Annotated in this window: 34 protein-coding genes, 1 tRNA gene and 2 pseudogenes; 11 read left to right on the forward strand and 26 right to left on the reverse strand. The window is 37.4% G+C overall.

What is annotated here, in order from left to right:
* Positions 1 to 4 precede the first annotated feature (4 nt).
* The 4 genes from KUH03_RS48045 to KUH03_RS03405 all read left to right on the forward strand — a co-directional run bounded on the left by KUH03_RS48045 (position 5) and on the right by KUH03_RS03405 (position 1972).
* Positions 5 to 781 carry an HAD-IC family P-type ATPase gene (locus tag KUH03_RS48045; protein WP_373564628.1) on the forward strand — a complete coding sequence of 259 codons (777 nt, stop codon included), beginning with the start codon at positions 5 to 7 and terminating at the stop codon, positions 779 to 781.
* An 87-nt stretch (positions 782 to 868) separates the two neighbouring features.
* A complete protein-coding gene (locus KUH03_RS03395; protein WP_257091574.1) occupies positions 869 to 1147 on the forward strand; it encodes a hypothetical protein in 279 nt (92 codons plus the stop codon).
* A 141-nt stretch (positions 1148 to 1288) separates the two neighbouring features.
* A tRNA-Lys gene (locus tag KUH03_RS03400) sits at positions 1289 to 1364 on the forward strand.
* A gap of 365 nt (positions 1365 to 1729) precedes the next feature.
* Positions 1730 to 1972: a hypothetical protein gene (locus tag KUH03_RS03405; RefSeq protein ID WP_257091575.1), complete on the forward strand. Its 243-nt coding sequence runs from the start codon at positions 1730 to 1732 to the stop codon at positions 1970 to 1972.
* 85 nt (positions 1973 to 2057) lie between these two features.
* Here KUH03_RS03405 and KUH03_RS03410 read toward each other — a convergent pair whose 3' ends face one another.
* From KUH03_RS03410 to KUH03_RS03425, 4 genes and pseudogenes are all read right to left on the reverse strand, one after another.
* The gene (locus tag KUH03_RS03410; RefSeq protein ID WP_257091576.1) at positions 2058 to 2228 is read right to left on the reverse strand and encodes a hypothetical protein; all 171 of its coding nucleotides are present in this window, start codon (positions 2226 to 2228) and stop codon (positions 2058 to 2060) included.
* A gap of 444 nt (positions 2229 to 2672) precedes the next feature.
* Positions 2673 to 2894, reverse strand: a complete 222-nt coding sequence (locus KUH03_RS03415) for a DinB family protein (protein ID WP_257091577.1) — start codon at positions 2892 to 2894, stop codon at positions 2673 to 2675.
* Between the two features lie 326 nt (positions 2895 to 3220).
* Positions 3221 to 3595: pseudogene (locus KUH03_RS03420) on the reverse strand (hypothetical protein); the annotation flags it as partial.
* A 50-nt stretch (positions 3596 to 3645) separates the two neighbouring features.
* On the reverse strand, positions 3646 to 4116 hold the full coding sequence (locus KUH03_RS03425) for an NAD(P)-binding domain-containing protein (protein WP_257091579.1): 471 nt from the start codon (positions 4114 to 4116) through the stop codon (positions 3646 to 3648).
* Positions 4117 to 4237: 121 nt separating this feature from the next.
* On the opposite strand from KUH03_RS03425, the gene KUH03_RS03430 reads away from it, so the two are divergent.
* Positions 4238 to 4570, forward strand: coding sequence for a helix-turn-helix domain-containing protein (locus tag KUH03_RS03430; RefSeq protein ID WP_257091580.1), 333 nt, complete (start codon positions 4238 to 4240; stop codon positions 4568 to 4570).
* 850 nt (positions 4571 to 5420) lie between these two features.
* Here KUH03_RS03430 and KUH03_RS03435 read toward each other — a convergent pair.
* The 7 genes and pseudogenes from KUH03_RS03435 to KUH03_RS03465 form a co-directional block, all read right to left on the reverse strand.
* Positions 5421 to 5741: a hypothetical protein gene (locus KUH03_RS03435; RefSeq protein WP_257091581.1), complete on the reverse strand. Its 321-nt coding sequence runs from the start codon at positions 5739 to 5741 to the stop codon at positions 5421 to 5423.
* Complete coding sequence (locus KUH03_RS03440; protein ID WP_257091582.1) at positions 5741 to 5956, reverse strand: hypothetical protein; 216 nt, start codon at positions 5954 to 5956, stop codon at positions 5741 to 5743. The genes KUH03_RS03435 and KUH03_RS03440 overlap by 1 nt, the downstream gene beginning before the upstream one ends.
* A gap of 124 nt (positions 5957 to 6080) precedes the next feature.
* Complete coding sequence (locus KUH03_RS03445) at positions 6081 to 6260, reverse strand: class I SAM-dependent methyltransferase (protein ID WP_257091583.1); 180 nt, start codon at positions 6258 to 6260, stop codon at positions 6081 to 6083.
* A complete protein-coding gene (locus KUH03_RS03450; protein ID WP_257091584.1) occupies positions 6254 to 6478 on the reverse strand; it encodes a hypothetical protein in 225 nt (74 codons plus the stop codon). The genes KUH03_RS03445 and KUH03_RS03450 overlap by 7 nt, the downstream gene beginning before the upstream one ends.
* Before the next feature lie 269 nt (positions 6479 to 6747).
* Positions 6748 to 6936, reverse strand: a pseudogene (locus KUH03_RS03455) (mobilization protein); the annotation flags it as partial.
* Between the two features lie 226 nt (positions 6937 to 7162).
* Complete coding sequence (locus KUH03_RS03460) at positions 7163 to 7465, reverse strand: GNAT family N-acetyltransferase (protein ID WP_257098029.1); 303 nt, start codon at positions 7463 to 7465, stop codon at positions 7163 to 7165.
* 3 nt (positions 7466 to 7468) lie between these two features.
* The gene (locus tag KUH03_RS03465) at positions 7469 to 7804 is read right to left on the reverse strand and encodes a hypothetical protein (RefSeq protein ID WP_257091586.1); all 336 of its coding nucleotides are present in this window, start codon (positions 7802 to 7804) and stop codon (positions 7469 to 7471) included.
* 283 nt (positions 7805 to 8087) lie between these two features.
* Here KUH03_RS03465 and KUH03_RS03470 point away from each other — a divergent pair, with 283 nt between their 5' ends.
* Both KUH03_RS03470 and KUH03_RS03475 read left to right on the forward strand, forming a co-directional pair.
* Positions 8088 to 8567, forward strand: coding sequence for a Crp/Fnr family transcriptional regulator (locus KUH03_RS03470; RefSeq protein WP_257091587.1), 480 nt, complete (start codon positions 8088 to 8090; stop codon positions 8565 to 8567).
* A 74-nt stretch (positions 8568 to 8641) separates the two neighbouring features.
* Entirely contained in the window at positions 8642 to 8824 is a 183-nt protein-coding gene (locus KUH03_RS03475) for a hypothetical protein (protein ID WP_257091588.1), read from the forward strand.
* Between the two features lie 906 nt (positions 8825 to 9730).
* On the opposite strand, the gene KUH03_RS03480 is transcribed toward KUH03_RS03475, so the two are convergent.
* The gene (locus tag KUH03_RS03480) at positions 9731 to 10498 is read right to left on the reverse strand and encodes a two-component regulator propeller domain-containing protein (protein ID WP_257091589.1); all 768 of its coding nucleotides are present in this window, start codon (positions 10496 to 10498) and stop codon (positions 9731 to 9733) included.
* Positions 10499 to 10914: 416 nt separating this feature from the next.
* Between KUH03_RS03480 and KUH03_RS03485 the strand changes: the two genes are divergently transcribed.
* The 4 genes from KUH03_RS03485 (at position 10915) to KUH03_RS03500 (ending at position 13286) form a co-directional block, all read left to right on the forward strand.
* Entirely contained in the window at positions 10915 to 11412 is a 498-nt protein-coding gene (locus KUH03_RS03485; protein WP_257091590.1) for an ABC transporter permease, read from the forward strand.
* A gap of 243 nt (positions 11413 to 11655) precedes the next feature.
* Complete coding sequence (locus KUH03_RS03490; protein ID WP_257091591.1) at positions 11656 to 12465, forward strand: ABC transporter permease; 810 nt, start codon at positions 11656 to 11658, stop codon at positions 12463 to 12465.
* On the forward strand, positions 12404 to 12949 hold the full coding sequence (locus tag KUH03_RS03495) for an ABC transporter permease (protein WP_257091592.1): 546 nt from the start codon (positions 12404 to 12406) through the stop codon (positions 12947 to 12949). Before KUH03_RS03490 ends, KUH03_RS03495 begins: the two co-directional genes overlap by 62 nt.
* A gap of 187 nt (positions 12950 to 13136) precedes the next feature.
* Positions 13137 to 13286 (forward strand): hypothetical protein, encoded by a 150-nt coding sequence (locus KUH03_RS03500; protein ID WP_257091593.1) that lies wholly within the window; start codon positions 13137 to 13139, stop codon positions 13284 to 13286.
* A 543-nt stretch (positions 13287 to 13829) separates the two neighbouring features.
* Here KUH03_RS03500 and KUH03_RS03505 read toward each other — a convergent pair.
* The 14 genes from KUH03_RS03505 to KUH03_RS03570 all read right to left on the reverse strand — a co-directional run bounded on the left by KUH03_RS03505 (position 13830) and on the right by KUH03_RS03570 (position 21229).
* Positions 13830 to 14510, reverse strand: coding sequence for an alpha/beta hydrolase (locus KUH03_RS03505; protein WP_257091595.1), 681 nt, complete (start codon positions 14508 to 14510; stop codon positions 13830 to 13832).
* A 547-nt stretch (positions 14511 to 15057) separates the two neighbouring features.
* A complete protein-coding gene (locus KUH03_RS03510; protein WP_257091596.1) occupies positions 15058 to 16785 on the reverse strand; it encodes a LamG-like jellyroll fold domain-containing protein in 1728 nt (575 codons plus the stop codon).
* A gap of 38 nt (positions 16786 to 16823) precedes the next feature.
* Positions 16824 to 17222 carry a hypothetical protein gene (locus tag KUH03_RS03515; protein WP_257091597.1) on the reverse strand — a complete coding sequence of 133 codons (399 nt, stop codon included), beginning with the start codon at positions 17220 to 17222 and terminating at the stop codon, positions 16824 to 16826.
* A gap of 89 nt (positions 17223 to 17311) precedes the next feature.
* A complete protein-coding gene (locus tag KUH03_RS03520; protein WP_257091598.1) occupies positions 17312 to 17473 on the reverse strand; it encodes a hypothetical protein in 162 nt (53 codons plus the stop codon).
* Between the two features lie 28 nt (positions 17474 to 17501).
* A complete protein-coding gene (locus KUH03_RS03525; protein WP_257091599.1) occupies positions 17502 to 17849 on the reverse strand; it encodes a M60 family metallopeptidase in 348 nt (115 codons plus the stop codon).
* Complete coding sequence (locus tag KUH03_RS03530) at positions 17810 to 18544, reverse strand: M60 family metallopeptidase (RefSeq protein ID WP_257091600.1); 735 nt, start codon at positions 18542 to 18544, stop codon at positions 17810 to 17812. Before KUH03_RS03530 ends, KUH03_RS03525 begins: the two co-directional genes overlap by 40 nt.
* The gene (locus KUH03_RS03535; protein WP_257091601.1) at positions 18499 to 18846 is read right to left on the reverse strand and encodes a hypothetical protein; all 348 of its coding nucleotides are present in this window, start codon (positions 18844 to 18846) and stop codon (positions 18499 to 18501) included. The genes KUH03_RS03530 and KUH03_RS03535 overlap by 46 nt, the downstream gene beginning before the upstream one ends.
* A 7-nt stretch (positions 18847 to 18853) precedes the next feature.
* A complete protein-coding gene (locus KUH03_RS03540) occupies positions 18854 to 19522 on the reverse strand; it encodes a LamG-like jellyroll fold domain-containing protein (RefSeq protein WP_257091602.1) in 669 nt (222 codons plus the stop codon).
* Positions 19523 to 19640: 118 nt separating this feature from the next.
* Complete coding sequence (locus tag KUH03_RS03545) at positions 19641 to 20006, reverse strand: hypothetical protein (protein ID WP_257091603.1); 366 nt, start codon at positions 20004 to 20006, stop codon at positions 19641 to 19643.
* Positions 20007 to 20029: 23 nt separating this feature from the next.
* A complete protein-coding gene (locus tag KUH03_RS03550) occupies positions 20030 to 20170 on the reverse strand; it encodes a hypothetical protein (protein ID WP_257091604.1) in 141 nt (46 codons plus the stop codon).
* Complete coding sequence (locus tag KUH03_RS03555) at positions 20167 to 20412, reverse strand: hypothetical protein (RefSeq protein WP_257091605.1); 246 nt, start codon at positions 20410 to 20412, stop codon at positions 20167 to 20169. The genes KUH03_RS03550 and KUH03_RS03555 overlap by 4 nt, the downstream gene beginning before the upstream one ends.
* A complete protein-coding gene (locus KUH03_RS03560) occupies positions 20409 to 20591 on the reverse strand; it encodes a hypothetical protein (protein ID WP_257091606.1) in 183 nt (60 codons plus the stop codon). The genes KUH03_RS03555 and KUH03_RS03560 overlap by 4 nt, the downstream gene beginning before the upstream one ends.
* 124 nt (positions 20592 to 20715) lie before the next feature.
* Positions 20716 to 20853, reverse strand: coding sequence for a hypothetical protein (locus KUH03_RS03565; protein WP_257091607.1), 138 nt, complete (start codon positions 20851 to 20853; stop codon positions 20716 to 20718).
* On the reverse strand, positions 20846 to 21229 hold the full coding sequence (locus KUH03_RS03570; RefSeq protein ID WP_257091608.1) for a delta-60 repeat domain-containing protein: 384 nt from the start codon (positions 21227 to 21229) through the stop codon (positions 20846 to 20848). The genes KUH03_RS03565 and KUH03_RS03570 overlap by 8 nt, the downstream gene beginning before the upstream one ends.
* Positions 21230 to 21234 lie beyond the last annotated feature (5 nt).

Here is a 21234-nt window from a genome sequence, read left to right on the forward strand (position 1 = left end):
CAGGTTGAAGATTTCGAAAACGTTGCCGGACAAGGTATCAAGGCATATTAACGGCCAATTGGTTGCCCTCGGTAATCAATTGTTGATGGAATCCATGCAGGTGATCATCCCAGACGAAATACGAAAAGCTGTCGAGTCAGCCCAATCCAATGGCAAAACCGTTTCCTATCTCGCGAAAGGAAGTGATTTACTTGGCTACTTTAGCATCTCCGATCAGATCAAGACCTCTTCCAAACAGGCCATCCACTACCTGCTTCAGCATGATGTAGATGTAATTATGCTTACTGGAGACAATGCACACACAGCAAAATCCGTCGCCGGACAGGTCGGGATCAAACATTTCAAAGCAAATGCATTACCGAAGGATAAATTACAGGAAATACATAAGCTTCAGGAACAAGGACATATTGTAGCAATGGCTGGTGATGGTATTAACGATGCTCCTGCCCTTGCGCAAGCCGATATTGGCATCGCTATGGGAACAGGAACAGATGTAGCGATACAAAGTGCGTCTCTGACCCTGCTACAAGGAGACCTATTAGGCATCGCTAAAGCCAAAATATTGAGTAAGAAACTTCTCCGAAACATTAAAGAAAATTTAGGCTTTGCTTTTATCTATAATATTTTGGGCATTCCCTTGGCTGCAGGACTCCTATATCCGAGCTTTGGCATCCTGTTATCACCAATGATAGCTGCTGCTGCAATGAGCTTTAGTTCCGTTTCGGTGATTTTAAACTCACTACGCTTAAACCGTGCAACAATAGAGGTAGATAAGAAGTAAACAAAAAGAAAGGCGCTTGATAGCAACGAAAATAGATAATTAACTATATTCGCTATTCTTAATGACATATATTTATCATTATTAATTATGCGTAATATACTTTTAATACTTCTATCGGTTATCGTAACGCTAGTTTGTGTCAAAAACCCGCAAACAATCAATATTGATCTTTTTGTGGAGAGCAAAGTAGCATTATGGAAACTCCTATTGACATTTTTCGCAATGGGAGTACTCTTTGCCTTTCTCCTAAAAAGCGGTAAAAAGACGAAACAGCAGGAAAACACGGCGGCATTTGATCAATCAGAAGACGACAATCGGGCCCCTAAGTCTACATTATCCGATGAAGATCGCGATTTTTTGTCTTAGTGGTAAAAATAAATAGCTAAAAATGAAGGTTTAAACACATTAAAGGCATTTTTATCACATAAATAGTTGCGAGGAATAGAGATTAACCCTATCTTTGCATCACTTCAAACAAGGAACGATAGTTCAAAAACAAAGAAGTAAGATTCCGTAGCTCAGCTGGTAGAGCAATACACTTTTAATGTATGGGTCCTGGGTTCGAATCCCAGCGGGATCACCAAAAGAAAAGCTAATCGCAAGATTAGCTTTTCTTGTTTAAAGCATATCTTTTCAGCATTTCTGCACTAATATTCAATTCATTTAAAGTCATATTAAATCATATTATCTGGTGTCCATTCGAATGGCTTAATTTTGGACAACACGAAGAGTGATTGACAATGATAATTGGTTAAAGCGTTAACCGTTTTTTAACGTTTAAATATGTAGGAATTGAAAAAGATACGTTCTTCTTCTTGTGGATGCTTTTCAAGGTAATATGCAAGGTGATGGCCGTAGAATCCCTCGAGCCAATGCCCTAGGAGGGCAAATAGCTTTTTGAAGAGGTGCTTTAGAAAGTGATCCCTGTACCAATTTATAGGATTACCAATGTCCAGACCATCCACGTCCAAAGTAAAAACGATCACGCGGGCTGAAATAATTGATGCTCATAAGCGTTTACAGTTGGTTATACCCAAATTTAAGGGATTAACGGTCAATTTTTATCAAGGGAAAAATGGCAAAACACAAGACTTAAAGACTTCTATGCTGTACCTTTTATCCCTTTTTACTGTTATCTTAAAAGTAGTGGCAATACATCCGCGGACCAATCCTTATCGTTCCGATATTTAGGGTAACCTTGAGAGTATCGGAAAATAAACTGAATAACGCATTTTTTCCAATACATTTCTTCTTTAGTCATCTGCGTTGGCAATATTTATTTACTAGGTAAATTTCCATAATACACCTTGATTTTAATAATTTTTGCTCCTTGAATTTGAAAATATTCCGCATTTTCAAATTGATGATTGTCGTAAGTGATTGCCCGATAGCTTATAAATGCTTCATCATTATTTTCAACGAATTTCAATATTTCATACCGATCCACCTTTTGTTAAACCCCAACATTTCTCAAAATATGTTACTTTGTCTAGCTTCTCGTCGTGTGGACTGCTGAATTCAAGTCTATCATCGATAAGATTTTCCAAAGTGTTTCTGTCGCTTTTCTCGTAGCAAGAAAAATATGCCTGTATAATTACGCGTGTTTTCATTTTTTTATATTATTTGTCCTCAACATATCCTCTAATTGGCGAATGTGTCTATGCGTGTGATAAATATTAAACCATATCCATTCGAACCGTGTGAATTCACCATATTCAGGAATTGAAAAATCAACACAAGTTAAAGATAGATCTTTCGTTTGTATGACTTTTTCTATTTGCGCTATCTTTTTTCTAAACCACTAATTATTTCTACTTTATTTGTTTTTTCATTAGTGGGTACAATAGCTTTTGGGGCGTCCATTTTAATTGAATCATCAGCGAACATTAATTTAACAGGTTCCAATTTTTTGATCAATAGGTCGTTCCGTTTTTCTTGTCTCTCCGTTCAATGTTCTAACGAATGCGTAAGATTTCAACAAATGGTCTCCAAACTGACCAGCTGACCAGCCTTCCTCTGGTTGAAAGTTTATTTGTTCTTCCGTTAAAGCGTTTAGAATATTTAATAATCTTAACGCTGTTTTATGAAATTCTTCAAATGTGGTCTCTTGCATATTTTATTTAATTTACTTTGAGAAACAATATCGTATTTGCCCCCAAATATGAAGCTATGCCAATGATAATTTGCCATAGCAAAAAAAAAAATAAGAGGCTCCTTTCTCATGCCTATTCCAGGTTGGAACAATATTATACTCGGGAAAGCCATTCATATAAAAATAACCTGAATTAACATACCTAAGGATTTAAGTCATTCAAATTTATATTAATTAACAAAATCACCTATTGCCATATGACAAGAATAGCATCAATGGTTATCGCAATAAAAATAAATCCGAATGCTATCGTTTGTCAGATTAAAAAAGTCTGATTGTCCCGCGAATCATTCTGGATGACGTAGCACTTTAATAATTGCCGCGTGTTTTTCCTTTCCATATCCTGCATCCACTGCCAGCTGGAACAAATTGGCTGCAAATGTTGGCAGCATAGCACTAATACCAGCCTCTTTTGAATGCTGTACCAACAGGTGCAGGTCAAGTGCCGTGGTGTGGATGGTACTTTCAGGATCGCCAAATTTGCCCTGTTGTATCGCTTCACCCATATGGATCGAATCGGCTGCCAATAGCGACGACATACCTGCAGCAAGGTTCCCAAAGGTATCGGCGCGCATCCCTTCACTTTCCATAATGAGTGCACCGTGAGTGAACCCAATCCAACTACCTGCCAAATAAGCCATTGTAGCGGAGAACATCACGGCTGATGCACCGGATTCCTCACCTACAAATTCTACTGTTCCCCCAAGCGCTTTTAACGCTGCTGCCGACTTTTCAAATACTGATTTGCTCCCGAAATGGTGATCGTAGCTTCACTGCTGCCTATTTGTGCTGGCCAAGCAAGGATATCACCGTTCAGTGCACTGCCACCGAGTTTCTGTATCCATCCGTCAAAACTCCTTGCTTCTTTAGGCGTTCCGGAGCTTAATTGTATGATGGTTCGGTCTTTCAGTAAAGTTACATCGGCACTGCTGAATATTTTATGGGTTACTTTGTAGTCTGATACACATATTACCAGCAAAGGACTTGCTACAATTGCTTCATTGGGATCTTTTGCCAGTACAGCGCCTCGGGACAATAGCGAAGCAGCTTTTGTCACATCCCTGTTCCAGACGGTTACGGAGTACCCATTAGCAATAAATGCACGCGCAATGCCTGACCCCATTAAGCCTAACCCGAAAACGGTTACTTTTTTTTCATTAGAATCTGTATTACTTATTTTCATCGCTTTTTTATAGCAAATCTATTTGATAATTACATTATTTTTACTATCAATTACCTCAAGGTAAGTAACTGATTTTTTTAATGAAAAAGAAATTGACTGTACTATAGATAGATCCTGTAAAATGGCAACATTGGAAATGAGAGATGCCATTGAGCTACTTGGCGGCAAGTGGAAACTTTTAATCTTACAAAGTCTTTCTTTTGGTACAAAACGGTTCAAAGATTTGCAGGAAGCGCTTGTTGGTATCTCGTCAAAGGTGCTGTCTAAAGATCTTCAGGAATTAGAACAAAATCTTCTTGTTACAAGAACCGTAAATAACACCAAACCCATCACTGTTTCTTATTCACTTACCGAATATGCATACGAAACAATACCTGTCTTTGAAGCTTTATTTGATTTTGGTGCCAAACACAGAAAGAAAATAAAAAAACAAGTGATGTTCTGTACCAAATAGTCCCGATAAGATTTTTATAACCTCTTCTTGTCAAGCCAAAATGTGCAGCAGCCTTAATTCAATAAGGTCATCAAGTCTCATAACAAATTGATATTAGATGTATCAGGTAGTACCTAAATCTATTTATCAAGATTATTTTCCATTTTTTTCAAATTCAGATTCTGCACGGGTCAGGTCTATCGATCGTACATTAGGAGACTCCGTAACCTGGGGAAGATTTTTATAAAGAGGATTTCCACATTCACCATATTTTTCTTTGACGTAGTTTTTCTCGGAGACTCATCGAGTTTATAGAACCTGTTGCAGCCTTTTCCAATTTTTGCTTACATACCACATTACGAAAAAGATAATATCAAAATGTACTGTTAAGTACAAAAAAATGGTAATGATATTGAAAACTGGGGAAAAATTTTGGCTTGAACATTACATCATCTATAAAATGAAGTTTGAATAGACTGTTTAGAATTTATAAAAATGTTTGACAATAAAATTGGTTTTCAGCCAAATATATAATATATTCAATTATAGCATTTTCAGACAAAATGTATTAGAAAAAGGTGTGTTATTCGGGAGTCCGATAACAGAAGCCCTTCAAAATATTGTTAATCGCTGGGATTCGGACTAGGTTCGAACCCCAGCAGGATCCTAAAAGAAAAGCTAATCGCAAGATTAGCTTTTCTTGTTTAAACCGTATTAGGATTCAAAAGAAGAGTCGGCGGGGTTCGATCCATTGGAGGCTCAGGAAGGCGCGCGGGAGCTGAGGGACTGAGCCAATCCCAGCGGGATCACCTCTTGGGACAAGTCTAAAAAAGAAAGACTTGTCCTATTTTTTTCACCTTGTAACTTACTGTTATTCTGACAGGTATGAGTTGATACTGAATTTATTTTTCTTTCTTACCCTTTTCATTAGACTGTAATTACACGCTCTGTTTTCTGCATATTCAATTTTATGTTCAGATAGAAGCTGTACAATTATTTCGTTTGTTTCATCTTCGTTAAGTCCTATTTTTTCTCCGAGGTCAATTTCATTGAGTTGACCGTCATTTTCTATTAATGCTTTGTAATATTTTGCTTTATTTTCCATAATTATACTTTTTTGCACCGCTATCATCATGTGTGGACTAAAGGGTAAAAGATAGCTGTCGTTTTCAGTAACTTGAATAAGTTCCATTAATGTTCTTCGTTTTTGTCATTCAGCATATTGACAAAGTATTCTTTATCTAACCATGCCATACCCTCAACCGCATAAGTATTTAGATAGGTTAAGTCTTGATTTATAAATTCATCTTTTAGCTGTTCGGGATTATGATAAAATGCTTCAGCTAAAAGCCAAGGGAAATCATGAGGTGGATTATGTATACCCCTTGTTAATTCTTCTTTGCACATTTCAAAAAATGGTTTTTATGAATTAAGCCGCTTAAAAGACCAACCAATGTTGATGCCGTATAGTTAATGGCAAACCCCAAAATAATTCCATTATTTTTTAAAATACGTTTAGCTTCGCAGATGGCTAAATCTCTATCCTCCTTTTTTGAAGATGATAAAGAGGGCCATGCAGTATTATTAGGTCTGCATAATTATCTGGAAATTCCAATTTTCGAGCTTCTCCTAAATGTACAGAAAACCTGTTCTTTAATCTATTCGCCCTGTTTTGGGCTATTTGTATATGTTTTGCAACTGGCTCTACCAAATGAACTTGATGTCCTTTTTAGCAAGCCATTCCGAATACTTTCCCGTACCACCACCAATGTCTATTATTTTTGAAGATGAAGTTGGTATATATTTTTCTACGAGTGATTTAATTCTTTCAAATTCAAATACGCCCATTCCTTTGTCAAGTCGAGTTTCTTCGGATGCTCTATTGTAAAATAGCTCTATATCTCTACTTATTAACTGTTTACTATTCATTTTTATTCATCGTGTCACCACATTTTGAAATGTTGAATACACCGCAAAAGTGATCATGCAATCGATTTGATAATCGTTTGTTTTGTTTAAGATTAAGAAATAAGTCGATAGGATTATCTGTGCATTAAAAACCAAAAGATTTCAATGCATTAATCACTCTGTTTTTAGAGTTGTCTTTCGAGTAAGACCAGATAATATGTTAGATATAGTATAGCAGACCACAAAGATAGAAAATTTGGATTAATTCTCAACGGTGAATTGGCACTAATTCACTCCTGTTGTATCAAATGCTGTAAATCGGGGTCGTTCTTAATCCGTTCCCTCTCGCTTTCTACAATATGCACAACATCCGCCTTGACCTGCCTGTAATTGGCTTCAACGACCTGCTTCATATTGTCGTTGCCGTTTTCATCGGCAAAGGATAATATGTTCGGTATATCCTTATAGGCTTTGGTTTCTCTATATCCAACTTATGCTCATATAGACAGTCTTTTAAATTGGTTCAATGATCATAAATATTCCAAAAAAGTTCGAGTTTCGTACAAATAGGATCACCAAAGAAAAGCTAATCTTGCGATTAGCTTTTCTTGTTTAAACCGCATTAGGATTCGAAAGAAGGGTCGGTTGGGTTCGTCATCTAAAAAATAATTATAAGCGATTTTTTTACTTTATACTCCACATGCATTAAAAAGGAATAACCACTGAAGTATAAAGACTACAAATTTTCCACCCCAAAGATTGATATAACAATTTTCCTTGTTCTGTTGCTACCAAGAAATTTCTGTGAACGTTTTTCGATAAAGCAATTTGTTCAAGCTCCTTAATCAAAAAAGTAGCGAGACCTTTTCTTTTATGATTTTCTTCTGTTGAAATTCTATCATAGACAGCCAAATCATCTACAATAACAAGCCGACCTATGGAAGCCAACTCCCCATCTTTAGTCACAATTTTAACAACTGTTGTTGAATTATAGCCATCAAATTCTATCTCTTAACCGTCGGGTAGGCGTTTATTTGGAATATTCATCGGAGAGATACAAGACATCATATATCCCTGTGGTTGAATTACCCATTTTTCAGATAGCTTATTTTTGATTTCTTTAGGAGAAACACAAACTTTCAAAAAAACCCAAGTTTCATTTATAGTCTCTGAAAGTTTAATAAAGTCATTATTAAACTCTCTAAACACATAGCGAGCCTTTTGTTTCTCATAACCAACGTCAACTTTATAGCCAGATTTAAACTTAGTCGGTAGCGGCAATTCTCGTGATAATGACCAAGCATTAAGCCACTTCTCTAAAATATCTGAAGAAACACTATTTGCCATTTTTTTACCTTAATAAATAACATCGAAAGATAACGATTTCCAGCCATGCTCGATGTTTTCAACAACAAAAAATGAACTGGATAGTGTGATTAAATAAAAAAGACAATTTAGCAACTTTACAGCTAGTCGTGGTTGGAGGAATGCGGATTTTGTTCTTCATACCAAAGTTTTTTTAACTTTGAGTTATCAGCTCTTTTTTAGATATATGGTAAAAATCCATTCGGATGTCAAGCCCAAAATTGCTATCCGTAATTGCTAAACAGATAACACAACAATAATTAGTATGACAGGAAAACTAAAATATTATCTTAAAAACAATACGGACATCACCGATAAACAAATCGACCAAATAAGTGGATGCTTCAGAACAAAGACTGTAAAAAATAATACCCTATTACTTTCAGAGGGAGAAACTTGTAAAGAGTTATATTTTGTACATAGCGGTTGTATTATTTCGCAAAAAAGCTCGTCTGAATTTGTCGAAACGCTCGAAAATTCTGAACTGTATGCAATAAGTAATAAAGATTTTTATCAGTTGGTGTCAGATATCCCCTTATGGGAAAATTTTTACAGAAAGTTTTTAGAAATGGCTTATTTACATCAAAATAAGAAGATAGAAAATCGCATAACGCTTTCAGCTAAACAACGCTACGACAGGCTAATGCGTGAAGAACCAATGTATATTCAACGACTCTCAAATAAAATCCTTGCGTCCTATCTTGACATTACTCAAGAAACATTGAGCAGACTTAAATCGAGATAATTTTTTGACTTATATCAAAGTATCTAAAGTTTTCATGCTTTAATTTTGCTTGTACACATTTTAGACTAAATTATATGCATTTTGACCCAAATAACCACGTTATTAAACTTTGTACTCAAGGTATGGACATTGAGGGCAGACCAGAAGAGGCAAGTAAACTATTTATGCAGGCTTGGCACGAAGCAACAAAGGATTTTGAAAGATTTATCGCATCTCATTATGTGGCAAGGCATCAAAAAGTATTGCGGATAAATTGAAATGGGATGAGACAGCGTTAAATTTAGCCTTGAAAATAAATGACGATACGGTTAGCGGAGCTTACCCTCACTTTATTTGAATATTGGTAAATTTTATGAAGATTTAGGCGATATTGAGCGTGCGAGTAAAATTATCAATTAGCACTTTCGTTCACTGACAGATTAGCTGACGATGGATACGGAAATATGATTAAAGGTGGTATTTTGAACGGAATTGAAAGATTAAAGTTATTCAATGAGAATAAATAACGAATGTCGACTTTGAAAATAAAGCGAAGTGGAGCAATTCCAGAATAAAACAGCAGTATTTCTTTGCTTATCCTTTGGTTATTTGTTGCTATTTCTTTGCTTATTTATTGGTGATCCTTTGGTTATTTATTGGTGATCCTTTGGTTATTTATTGGTGATCCTTTGGTTATTTATTGCTTATTCTAGGCCGTTTCTAGGCCATTTCTTCGGTCTTTCTAGGGTCCTAGCTTGCTTCTGCTTTGGTATTGCTTTGCTGTTTCTTTGGTATAACGGCAATAAAATAGGCTTCAAACGGCAAAGAAATAGCAAGCTAAGTAGTGTGTTGTCCCAAGCGAAGTGACAAGAATATCCGAATAGACGGTATTAAACATTGAAGAGAAGACTGGAAATAACAGTTCCGGGTTAGTTTTTCTGCCCGCCATTGCCTTTAAAGTTCGTGATAGTCTTTCCGTCATAACGATGCACCGCAGATCCAGATCCAAACCAAATGCTTCCATCGTTAGCCTCCAATATACCCAAAAATCCATTCTTCCTCCCGACTTAATTTCGGTTACCCTGGGCACTTGATTGTACAGGGATTTTACATCATAACGTGAAAGTGCCCAGACTTTCGGATTTATTTCACCTGTAGTCCAGATATTCCCTTTTTATCTTCGACTATAGCATATGCCCCCGTTGTGATACCTTAGTAGAGGTTTTGCCATTGTAACGCCAAAGGCCATCAGCGTCGCCGAACCAAATATTTTCCTTTTTATCTTCAATTATTGACCAAACGTTGTAAAAAGGTTTACCGTCCTTATTTTTGAAAACGGTAAATTTCTTTCCGTCATAATAGCAGGCCTCACCTCTTGTTCCAAACCATAATTTGCCATTTTTGTCTTCCATGATCGCATTAATATCATTATTGGGCAGTCCGTCTTTCGTTGTAAAATTCCGAAAGGACCTCCCATCATAACGACTTGCACCACCTTTGGTTCCAAACCAAATATTACCGGCTTTATCTTCATAAATATGAAGCGCTGAATTACTGCCAAGTCCATCCTTTGTTGTAAAATGCAGATAGGATTTACCATTGTAATAATAAACACCTGAATCCTTAGTGCCAAACCAAAGATTTCCTTTTCGATCTTCCAGAACATCCCAGAAGCTAGCGAATCTAGGCGAAATTATTTCACTTGTTAGATTGGTAAAAGATATTCCATCGTACCGAAAGACACCTAAGTAAGAAGCGATCAAAATATTTCCGTCCCGATCTTTCTTTACATTCCGAACCATACTCATAGGCACCTTGGAGGCAACTGCCTCTCTAAATTGAGACTCAGAGTAGTGTCCTTTACTAATATTATCTTGTCCTGTCTTTGTCTGGTTCTGTCCACAGGAGATGTTAAAAACCAAGAGCAATACATATACGTGTGCCTGTTTCATAATTTATTTATTTGACTTAATAGCGTAATAGCTGCGAAGTTCTTATCACCCTCCATGCAGTTGTCCTTTTCATTGTTCAGCAAACTCTAACATATTTTTATTGTTCACATCCATTTGATGTAGCAAATTTACTTTGGAATCTTTCAGTGGGGGAATTGGGAAGGTAAATAAAAATGTAAACTTTGTAAATATATCGTAACTGGTAGGTATCGCTGTAGTCCTTTCGCTTTCCGTTTAGAGCCTCCTCACCAGCGGCAACGATGTTCGGTTTCGGACAAAACCTGTCCGCAATTGAACATATTTAAAACACAACAACAAACACAACAACCTGAATACAAAATATTTAAATCAATGGCAAGAGGTTTGGATATCGACAACTTAAATTCGTGTAACTCAGTTTAACGACTCAGATCATTATGATAACTAATTATTTAAAAATAGCATTCCGTAGTCTTAGAAAGAACAAAGGTTTTACGACAATCAATATCGTTGGACTGGCCATTGGGATGGCTGGTGCATTGATGATTATGCTATGGTTGCAAAATATGCTGACGATGGATCGATATCATGAAAAAATTGATCGCTTGTATGTTATTAACAATAGAGATGAAAATAAGGGCGATAAATATGCCTGGCCAGCTACACCAAAAATCCTAGGACCATCATTGAAAGAAAGCTTTCCAGATATAGAATCTTATTCGAGATACAGCAATTTCCACTTATTTTTAACCACCTATGGCGACAAAAAATTAAAATCCCAATTAGCATTCGTTGATTCCGGATTATTTGATATGTTTAGTTTTTCTTTTATATCAGGCGATAAAACTGGATTGCTAAAAGATCCCAATTCCATCGTATTAACAGAGAAAAAGCCAAAGATCTGTTTGGATCTGAAAACCCAATTGGAAAGATAGTCAAAATAGATTCTGTCAATCAAGTCAAAGTTCAGGCTGTGATTAAGGATATTCCAACAAACTCAAGCTTCGACTTTGAGGGGTTGATTTCCTGGGAATATGGTAAAAAATTGGCTTTTACGACGATAACTGGGGAAATAATTCGATTAGAACGTTTATACTTAAAAAAAAGGGACATCGCTCGGTAATTTTAACGAAAAAATTAAATCTTTCACCAGAGACCATATTAATGCTGATAGAACATTGACAAAGAACGTTTCTAAAAGTACTGTTGACCTATTCGCGTTCCCTTACAAAGATTCATATTTATACAACAATGGGAAGGGCGGTGTTTACAAATCTGGCCGTATAGATCTGGTTAAACTGTTTGGTTGGATCGGTGGATTTATTCTCTTGGTAGCTTGTATAAATTTCATGAATTTGAGCACTGCGAAATCCGAAAGGAGAGCAAAAGAAGTGGGCGTAAGAAAGGTAATTGGTGCTACCAAGAGGAGTCTTGTATTTCAATTTCTGACAGAGGGCATATTGATCAGCTTTTTCGCAGTCGTTGTCGCTATTATCTTAATTATTATAGCCCTTCCCCATTTTAATGCGTTGGTCTCTAAAAATCTTTCTATTTCATTTTTAACAGTATCGACTTGGTGCTATCTTTTGGTATTTTCATTACTAACTGGCGTTCTAGCCGCTGTATATCCCGCATTTTTCCTTTCCGCTTTCAAGCCTATCAGCACTTTAAAAGGTAGATTTAAAGGTAACAGTAAAGGATTTAACATCCGATCCATTTTAGTAGTCTTTCAATTTACATTGGCCATAATCCTGATTATTGCGACTGTTGTGATATCAAGACAAATTCAGCATACAAAGGATCGTGATCAAGGATATTTAGGGGATGGTTTATTATATACGGAAATAGAAGGGAATATAGCAAAGAATTATACAAGCATAAAAATGATCTATTGGCAAGTCAAGCAGTTGTTTCGATATCAAAAACATGTCCCCTATTACAGATTATTACGCTTCGGGCCAGGGAATTATTTCCAATGCATCAAATGAGGAGGATAAGCGCATCAATTACCTCTGGTTTAGTTCGGATGCTGATGCTGTTAAAAATTTAGGCTTCACGCTGGTTGCTGGTCGGGATATAGATATTTACAATTTTCCAACAGATAGTTCGGCGGTATTGATTGATGAGGCGGCAGTCAATAGCCTCAAGTTAAAAAATCCAATTGGAAGTACCATTGAGGGTGTAGACTCAAAATGGACCGTCGTAGGTGTTATCAAAAATTTTATCATGGACTCTCCGTTTGGTAAAAATCAGCCAACAATCATTTTAGGTCCCAAATCCTGGTTTGATGTGATTCATTATCGATTAAATCCAGCACGTTCCACCAGTGATAACTTAAAAACTATTGAAGGAATCTTTAAAAATATAATCCTGAATACCCTTATTCTTACCATTTTATTGATAAGATGTTTCAAAGTAAATTCAAAGAAACACAGGCAGTTGGTACAATTGCAATGTTCTTTGCCGGGTTAACCATACTAATTGCTTGTCTAGGTCTCTTGGCCCTAATTGCCTATATAGCCGAGACAAAAATGAAAGAAATTGCCGTTCGGAAGGTATTGGGGCGTCTGTTTCTCAAATCACTTCCCTCCTTTCTTTGGACTTTATTAAATTGATTATTATTTCTCTTCTCATTGCTTCACCAATTGCATGGTGGGTAATGAACAATTGGTTAAAAGATTATGAATACCGGATCAATATTGAATGGTATTATTTTGTGATTGCGGGTTTTACAGCTATACTTATTTCCTTTGCGACCATTAGCTACCAGTCCATAAAAGCAGCATTGGCTAATCCGTTGATAGTTTAAGGGACGAATAGATTTGCTAAACTATGGAGTAATATATCCTTTTGATTATTACGAAATATTCGTAGATTTATAACTATATTTAGTTAGCGAAATCATGAAGCATATTCAACACTATATATGGAGCGTTATGTTCTTTTTGGCTTATTAGCGCACCGTAAAAGCCTTAAACGGTAGAGAAGTCCTCGAAAGGTCTTATCATGCAATTACGAAGAGATCAGGTAATGGCTAGAATTTCATCATAGCTTATGGACTATTGCCGATCATCGATTTCAATTTTTGCGCGCCTATTATAAACAGTTTAAGCACGGTTCCTTAAAACTTGCGAAAGGAAAACGCTATTCTAATGATTGTTTTTTCGCTTAATAGTATCAGAGATCAATCGTTCTTATTAAACAGATCTAAACCCTTAAAAATGTAGGGAACTGCGTGTCCATGTGATCGAGATTGGAATAGATATCAAAAACCAGGTTTTCTCGACCTATATTTTTGTAAAGCGTATCAGCAATCGCCTCGAGCCTTAAGCCAGTTGGGTCATCTGTGTTTTCAATTCCCCATAAGTGATATAAACTTTCTTGGAATGAGCAGACTTTTTTGGTACTGCTTGGTCAGAGAGAGTAGGTAATAATCGTTATAATGAAGAGAGGGACTGGCAGCAATAAATTTATTGATCTTACTAACCGGAGCGCTCGCCCCTTTTAAAAACGAATATAATGTAAAATAGCCCCCAAGGGAATGTCCGTAGAGTACGACATTTGTACTATCTATTCGATAAGATTTGGAAATCCGTCCATAAAGTTCCTTCTCAATAAAACTCAAAAATTGATCCGCACCGCCGCTTGTACTCATTTCATATTCCGCTTTCGCTATTGGATAAGTGTAGTCGCGCTGCCGCAATGAATCCATTGCAGGAATATCTTTATAGCCGATCCCGACAAGTACGGCCTGGGGAGCTAGGCCTACATTTGCATAATCCCGGAGCGCTTGGGCAAATGTATCAAAGTACAGATTTGCATCTAAAAGGAATATGACAGGATAAATATTGCCCGAAGTACCGTATCCCTCAGGCAAGCTAACCTTGATATTGAAATCATCTTTGACATTAACAGAGGTCATCTTAAAGGAATCTATTAACGATCCTTTCTCGACGGAGTCAGCTTTTGGCGACTGACAACCCATCAATATCAAAAAAAACGAAATAATTAAGTAAGCGAAAGTACCTTTCATATTGTATTTATTTTTGCTTAGCCTAAAAATACCCGATCCGCTGTATATTATCGTATATTTAACATTACTTAACCAAATAATTATCAACAACTTAATAATCATCAAATCTTCAGCTGATTATTAAATAAAAACCTCAACACTGAAAGCATAAAGATTGGTTTTTTCATATTTCGGAAGCGTGTTTCCCCACCGGATCTGTAAAATCATTGTGTATTTAAACTTACATTTCTTATCAAAGACATCAACGAGATATATTTATTAGGTATTAAGCAAAATAGAAGTATTTCCTTCGTACCGTGTATGAAATACTAAAGTGATACTTAGTCAATACTTGAGCGATACTTAATGTATACTGCAAGCCTGCTTTTCCTGTGCTTCATTACTGGTTAGAAAACCTTGATTTCATACGCCTTTATTAAAGGTTCTAAAATCGATCATTTTTGCTAGTCCGGAGATTTCAAAACACGGGTTTCACAAAGCTTCCTCGGCGCAAGCGCCAAGGAAGACTATTAAAAATAATATTTCACAATGAAGATCCTATCGAAGATTATTTCAGGAATTCCATTTCATATTTATCCAAGAAAAGCTTACCATCCAACAGCCAGGAATCCTGCGGTTTGATATCCATCCAATAAGCGATTTGTGGCACGATATCATATTGGTTCATTATAAAAAATTTGGCATTTTCCTGTTCAGATAGACAATTCCACTTCGCATTCAAATTCCAGATGTAATTACCATTAGGAAACTTGAAGTCTGTATCCAGCGATGTTGCTACCTTGTTCTTAAATGTTCGCTGTCCAATATCATCCATGGACCAAAATCCGGCAGTTTGACTCCAAAAAGAAGTACTTTCATCTACTGTCCCCAAACAGTTATACGACTGAATTTCCTCATCCGATAACGCTTTAGTGACAAAAACCAGATTATTGACCATACCGTTAAAGGTTCCAACCGAAGATACATTACCCGAGCCGACAAAGAAATTTGCTGTTGGCGCCTGAAAACTTCCTCTACCAGTGGTAATATCTCGTTCTTCGCCGGCAACACCATTTACGTAAAACTTCGCGTAGCGCTTACCGTCGTCCTTTTTATATAATTTCACAGCAAGAGTCTCCCATTTTCCGGCCTCCCCTGCTAGCGATCCAACCACTTGTAATTGATTATTAGAAGCATTTTTATCCGCCAAATAAAAACGATACTTACCTGTATTAGCTCCTTCAATCATAAAAGCCCATCCGTTACCACCCGTGTAAGCATGAGTGACTCTCCCCAATATTACAGCGTGATTACCACCTGTAGGTTTTACGTTATTTTTCACTTTACACATAATCGTATATTCTTTATCATCCTTGATGTCATAGATATCCGTATTCGCGGCAGTGATCGTTGGCATATTCGCATCTTTGGTTTTAATTTCCATTGAATTTACCAGTGCTGGTGCCTCCATTTTCTGTCCTACAAAATTAGGGTTATAGAGAATAATAGGGATCTTTCGTTCTTCCAGTGAAGCGCCACCATATCCTTGCCCTAGACCACCATGGTTAGCCGTTACTACAATTAGCCAATCTTCATTTTCAAACGCGGACCTTCCTTCAATTGCAGCTTTTATTTCACCAATATAGCCGTCTATTTTATCAATAGCAGCCTTATATGCAGCATTGCTTAATGAAAATCCACCGCTTTTCCCCGCTTCATTGACGCCTCTGAAATTGATAACCCCAAATGATGTATTGGTGAATGTAGATTTCAGTGTATCTATTGCAGTCTTCTTCACTTCCTCGTCATTTGCTTTCACAATTCTTGTCTCTGCATAATCCAGTGCATTATCATCCAATTCTTGCCAAGAAGTTGCCGAAAAGCTTCTCATACGTTTGCCCTGTTCGAGTATACGTTGAAAAAAAGTTATATAGCCTGTGGCCTGACCAGAGGAATTGTGGCCATGTGGGTCATCTTCATCGATATCTTCTTCGAATGAGTCTCCATATACGCCATGTTTCGCAGACGATTTTCCGGATAATAATGTTGCCCAGGTAGAAGCATCTCCGCTTGAGGCATCGGACAATCCAGCGTAGGTATATTTAGCGTGCTCCAATAATTTTTGGATATGTTGAGGCGTGTATTTTTCCAACGCTATTCCCGATAGACCGTCTACAGCTATAATCAATACTTTCCGGGTTTTCACCTTTGTATTCTCAGGCTCCTTTTCAAAGATTAGTGCCGGATCTACAAATTTTTGCAGGACATCATTAGCATAATCAGCAAAACTCCCCATCCTACTTTATACCATATTGCGTTTCTTTTCATCTTTTCTTATTTAAAAAGTCCTAACTCATTTAAAGCTGCATTGCCACTGGCATCACCATTGACATCAGATTTATTGATTTTAAATCGGATGTATCTAAAGTTCTTCAATGTCCTAGTCTCCGCATCAAAATAAATCACTTGTTCCTTTCCTACCGCTGTGCTACCATACTCCAAATCAAAAACACCAACCGTTGAAAATGCATCGATACTATTCCCAACTTCAACCGTGATTTTTTTCGCGTGGTTTGTATTGCTATCGTGACGCTGTACCAACGTAAATCCTTTAGCATCTATCGCGTCTTTTGTATCAATCGTGATAACAAAAGTCCGGTCCGGAACTGCAGTGTTAGCGTAATTGGTTGGTGGTGTACAACCGCTGATACAAGGATGCCATGTATTTGTCAAATTATTATCAATCAGATTACTCGGTGGTCGATTTTGTGCCCCTCCGCGAGTATCCCAACTATTTGCATCTGCAGTCCAACCTTTCTTTTCTAGAAAACTGGAGCAACAGTAGACGCATTCCCTCCGGTATGGGTTACCGGATTAAAATTCCATACATCGCGATCCAATAATGGAAAAGTCTTGTTCTGAGACACATATTGCTTAGAGACAGAACTGACATATAAGCCCCATTTATTAAGGTAAGGTTCCATGTCAGTTTTCGTAAATTCACTCAAAGCCTCATAGAAAAAAATCAACCTTTGATTGATCATTGACGGAGGTAAAGCGTGCATCACGACCTCTCTTATAAATATAGGTCATAAAATCATAACCATACCTTTCCAGTATCTGTGCCCACATCATCAATCGGATATCACTTGATTTACTTTTATATTTATTGCCATCTACATCCATGCTTGCCCAATTTATACCACCTGTTTTCGACTTCGGCTCTGCTATATAGGGTACTGCAGCGCTCCAGACTTCAGCAATTTTGTAACTCTGATGACCAAATATGCGCGATACTTTAAAATGGAATAAATTATTGGTTACCTCACCATTACCGGCAAAGCTCCAGGTGGACCCCATTTGCATATTATGGCCCAATTCGTGATAAGTTCCCCAATTGGTATTTTTACGCCCTCAATATCGGTTGCCTGCCTGAAATAAGATTCGTTATTACGTGCATATACTGGAAATCCCGAATATTGGGCTACGCCATCTTTGAACAGGACATCATGGACAATACGCCATTTATTGAAAGGTGCCCTATGTTTGGGGTCAGTACTTCCTTCAACCAAGCCGGTCCAATCCCAATAACCTTCCTTGATCGCTTTATCCCACGCTTCCATCAATTCATTTGGGTTGCTTACACCATATTTTTGCGCTTTAGCTGTTTCCATCGTAAACACAATACGGTTACCTTCCAATTCAAACCAAGGCACAGCAGATTTTTTGATCTCTTCTGCCCAAGCGATAGGATCTGTTACCCCAAGTTTGAAACTCGGTGCTTTAGCAACTCCGGAAAATGCAAGCTCAACCTGGCGACCTAATGGTGCAGAAGGAAGAATATAGATGAGCCCGCCATACAGATTTCTGAGGTAATTTTTTCCTGGGAACAACACCTGACGGGAATATACCACTAAGTCACGTTGTGGTACAGGAATTCCCTCTGAACCCGTTGTCGTATGAGCCCCAATTTGTGCATAAAGTCCGTAAATTCCCTCAGGCACATCAATCACAACGAGTTCCCAGCCGGCGCATACATGGATGTACTCTGCCAATTCCCCGGCGCCACAGATATCCTCAAATCTGAACCTTTTACCTGTACATAATTGAGGTCTACTGTAACCTTATAATTTTGCAGCCGGGGTTCTTTATTATCCACCAATCCGGGAAAAATACGTGCTTGCGTATATTTGGATCGATCAATAAACTTCGGATCTCTGTTGACATTTAGTCCCAATGTATCATCGATATTGTTTATCTCGAAACCATTTTCAAAATCATAACCATAATTTTTCGTACAAGCTACTGTGGAGGAAAGCAATGCCAATACACCCACAAATTTTAAAATCCTTTTCATCGTAAGCTTAATTATTTGAATAGTTTGGCGTCCAAACTTTTGAGTCAAGATTAAATTTATCCGTTCCTAATATCCCCAGCCAGTTATAAATCAGAACCGGAGCATCGACCGAACGGATCGTAGACAATTCTAGATTTTGTGGTGCTGTGGGACATAAACTACCCGAGCGCTCCGAAAATGCATTCCAGCTTACTTCGCCAGTAATATTAAAATTTATTTTACTCTTTGATTTATCGACAAGTACATTTCCTGCACCTTCTATCGCTGGCCAATACCCAATCAAATCGTTCCAATAGATGTTATCATCGTAAACCGCTGTCTGGCAATAATTCGAAGCGATGTATTCATCGGGTAAAGCCTTATTATAGATCCGTACGTCAGTAATTGTATGGGAAGCTCCGCTACCATAAGTAGCACCAGAGCCCAACTTCAACGACTGTGATGAACTTCCTTGAACGCCATTAATACTACCCTCAGCTTTGAGTACACCATTTCTGAATACTTTTGCTTTTCTGGTTCCTTTATCGTTATAGATTTTTGCAGTTAAGGTATACCATTCGTTAAGATTGAAAACTTCATTGTCAATAACCTGTGTTCCCTTCACTTTCAATCGCCAACCGATCCCACCATTGTGAATAAAAGACCACCCATCGTCCGAGTTGCCAGTATTACCCATTTTGGAAAAAACGTAGGATTTAATGAACCTCGATTATGAAACTTTATTTTCATCTGAATTGTGAATTCTTTATCTACGGTATTTCCCAAATTATAAATATCGGCTTTGTCAGCATCAATCACTGCACTTGTCGCGGTACCGGTATATCTGATCGCTGATCCATCATAGGTCGGGTCTGATAGATCCACGCGTTCAATAAATTTATATTGGAATTGATTGTTGTAAAAAAGGACAAAATTGTTTCGGAACGGAACTGAATATAACGAATGATCGTCTTGTATTGGATCCATTCGTAAGTCCCGCCTCTATTTGAAGCAACAACAATTAACCATCTTTCGGAGTTATAGTTTAATCGTGACTCGATCGTGCCTACAATCTCCTTCAGTTGTTTATCCACTGTATTGAGCGCAGTGAGATAGGCTGCGCTTTTCGGTCCATACCCCTGTGTTTTCCCAACTTTATCCGCTCCGTTTAAAGTGACCAACGTAAAATTTGAATCGTCCCGTTTTAATTCTGTTTTCGCTTCTTGTACAACTTGTTCATCCGAAGCCAATACTTTTTATTATCAATCGTCGAGTTTTGACTCAATTTGTCTACAATAGCATTTGAGGTAAATACCGCTGTACGGGTTCCCAGATCCTTTTTCAACCGATCGAAAATAAGTGGATACTTATCAAAGGCGGCTCCTGAAATGTCATCAGAGACAACTTTATGTTTATCTTTTTTACACCAGTCAATAAATCCGCATAAAACGTAATATCCTGTGTAGCATCGGAAGCAATCGAATTCCAGCTAAATAGGCCTTTACTCGTCATTGATGCCAAAAATGGCATCTTATTATAATCCGTTGCTTCTGTGGCCACGACTGAGCCGACGGCTCCTTCTATCACGATATAGGCAACTTTATAGCTTTTTCGCTATAATCGTCCTTAATATCATCTGTAGAAGCAAAATGTGCCTTATTCTCAATCTCTTTATTACAGGAAACTAACAGCAATAAGGGTAACACGGCATAAAATAGTTTATACACTTTGCTTCTCTTCGTATTATATTTTAAGATATTCATCATCGTTAATCTTGAATAGTTAGTCGAACAATATTTCCCAAATCAGACTTCCCATTAAATGAAAGGATAAGACCAACCAAAGTAATGGTGCGTTGTCCGATCGAGTTCACCCCGATATAAGAATCAGTTACACTGCCCAAAAATCGCCCGTATTGTTATAGCCTTTGGCTAGGCTACCATCGGAATTTAAAATCATTAAACCTTCTCGAATCACATTATCATATCGTTTGAAAGTTCCCGACACCAACAATAATCCATTATCCAATACCGCTAAGTAGTCTGGAATCCCCCGTAAAACTCTTTGCTTTAAAGCTTGGGTCGACCGATCCATCCGCATTGATTAATACAATATTATTTGTCTGCTGCCCTTTATAATTCAAAAAACTTCCAATCAGATAGAACTTGTTCCCGACCGGTACAATTTTATAAATGGTATTATCGGCTCCAACACCAGCATTAAATTCTGTATCCAATTCGCCTGATGTCTTTAAACGGAGAATTCTACTTGCACTGATTTTATTGTTGTATTGCGTAAAGGAGCCCACCATCGTCAATGTGCCTTTGTCATCCATTGTTGCATCGAATACACCTCCGTTAACCCCATAAGATCCACGTTTTGGAAATGAGCTATTGTCAACCAAAAAGT

It is taken from the genome of Sphingobacterium sp. E70 (genome assembly GCF_019285695.1).
In the GTDB taxonomy this organism is placed as follows: domain Bacteria; phylum Bacteroidota; class Bacteroidia; order Sphingobacteriales; family Sphingobacteriaceae; genus Sphingobacterium; species Sphingobacterium detergens.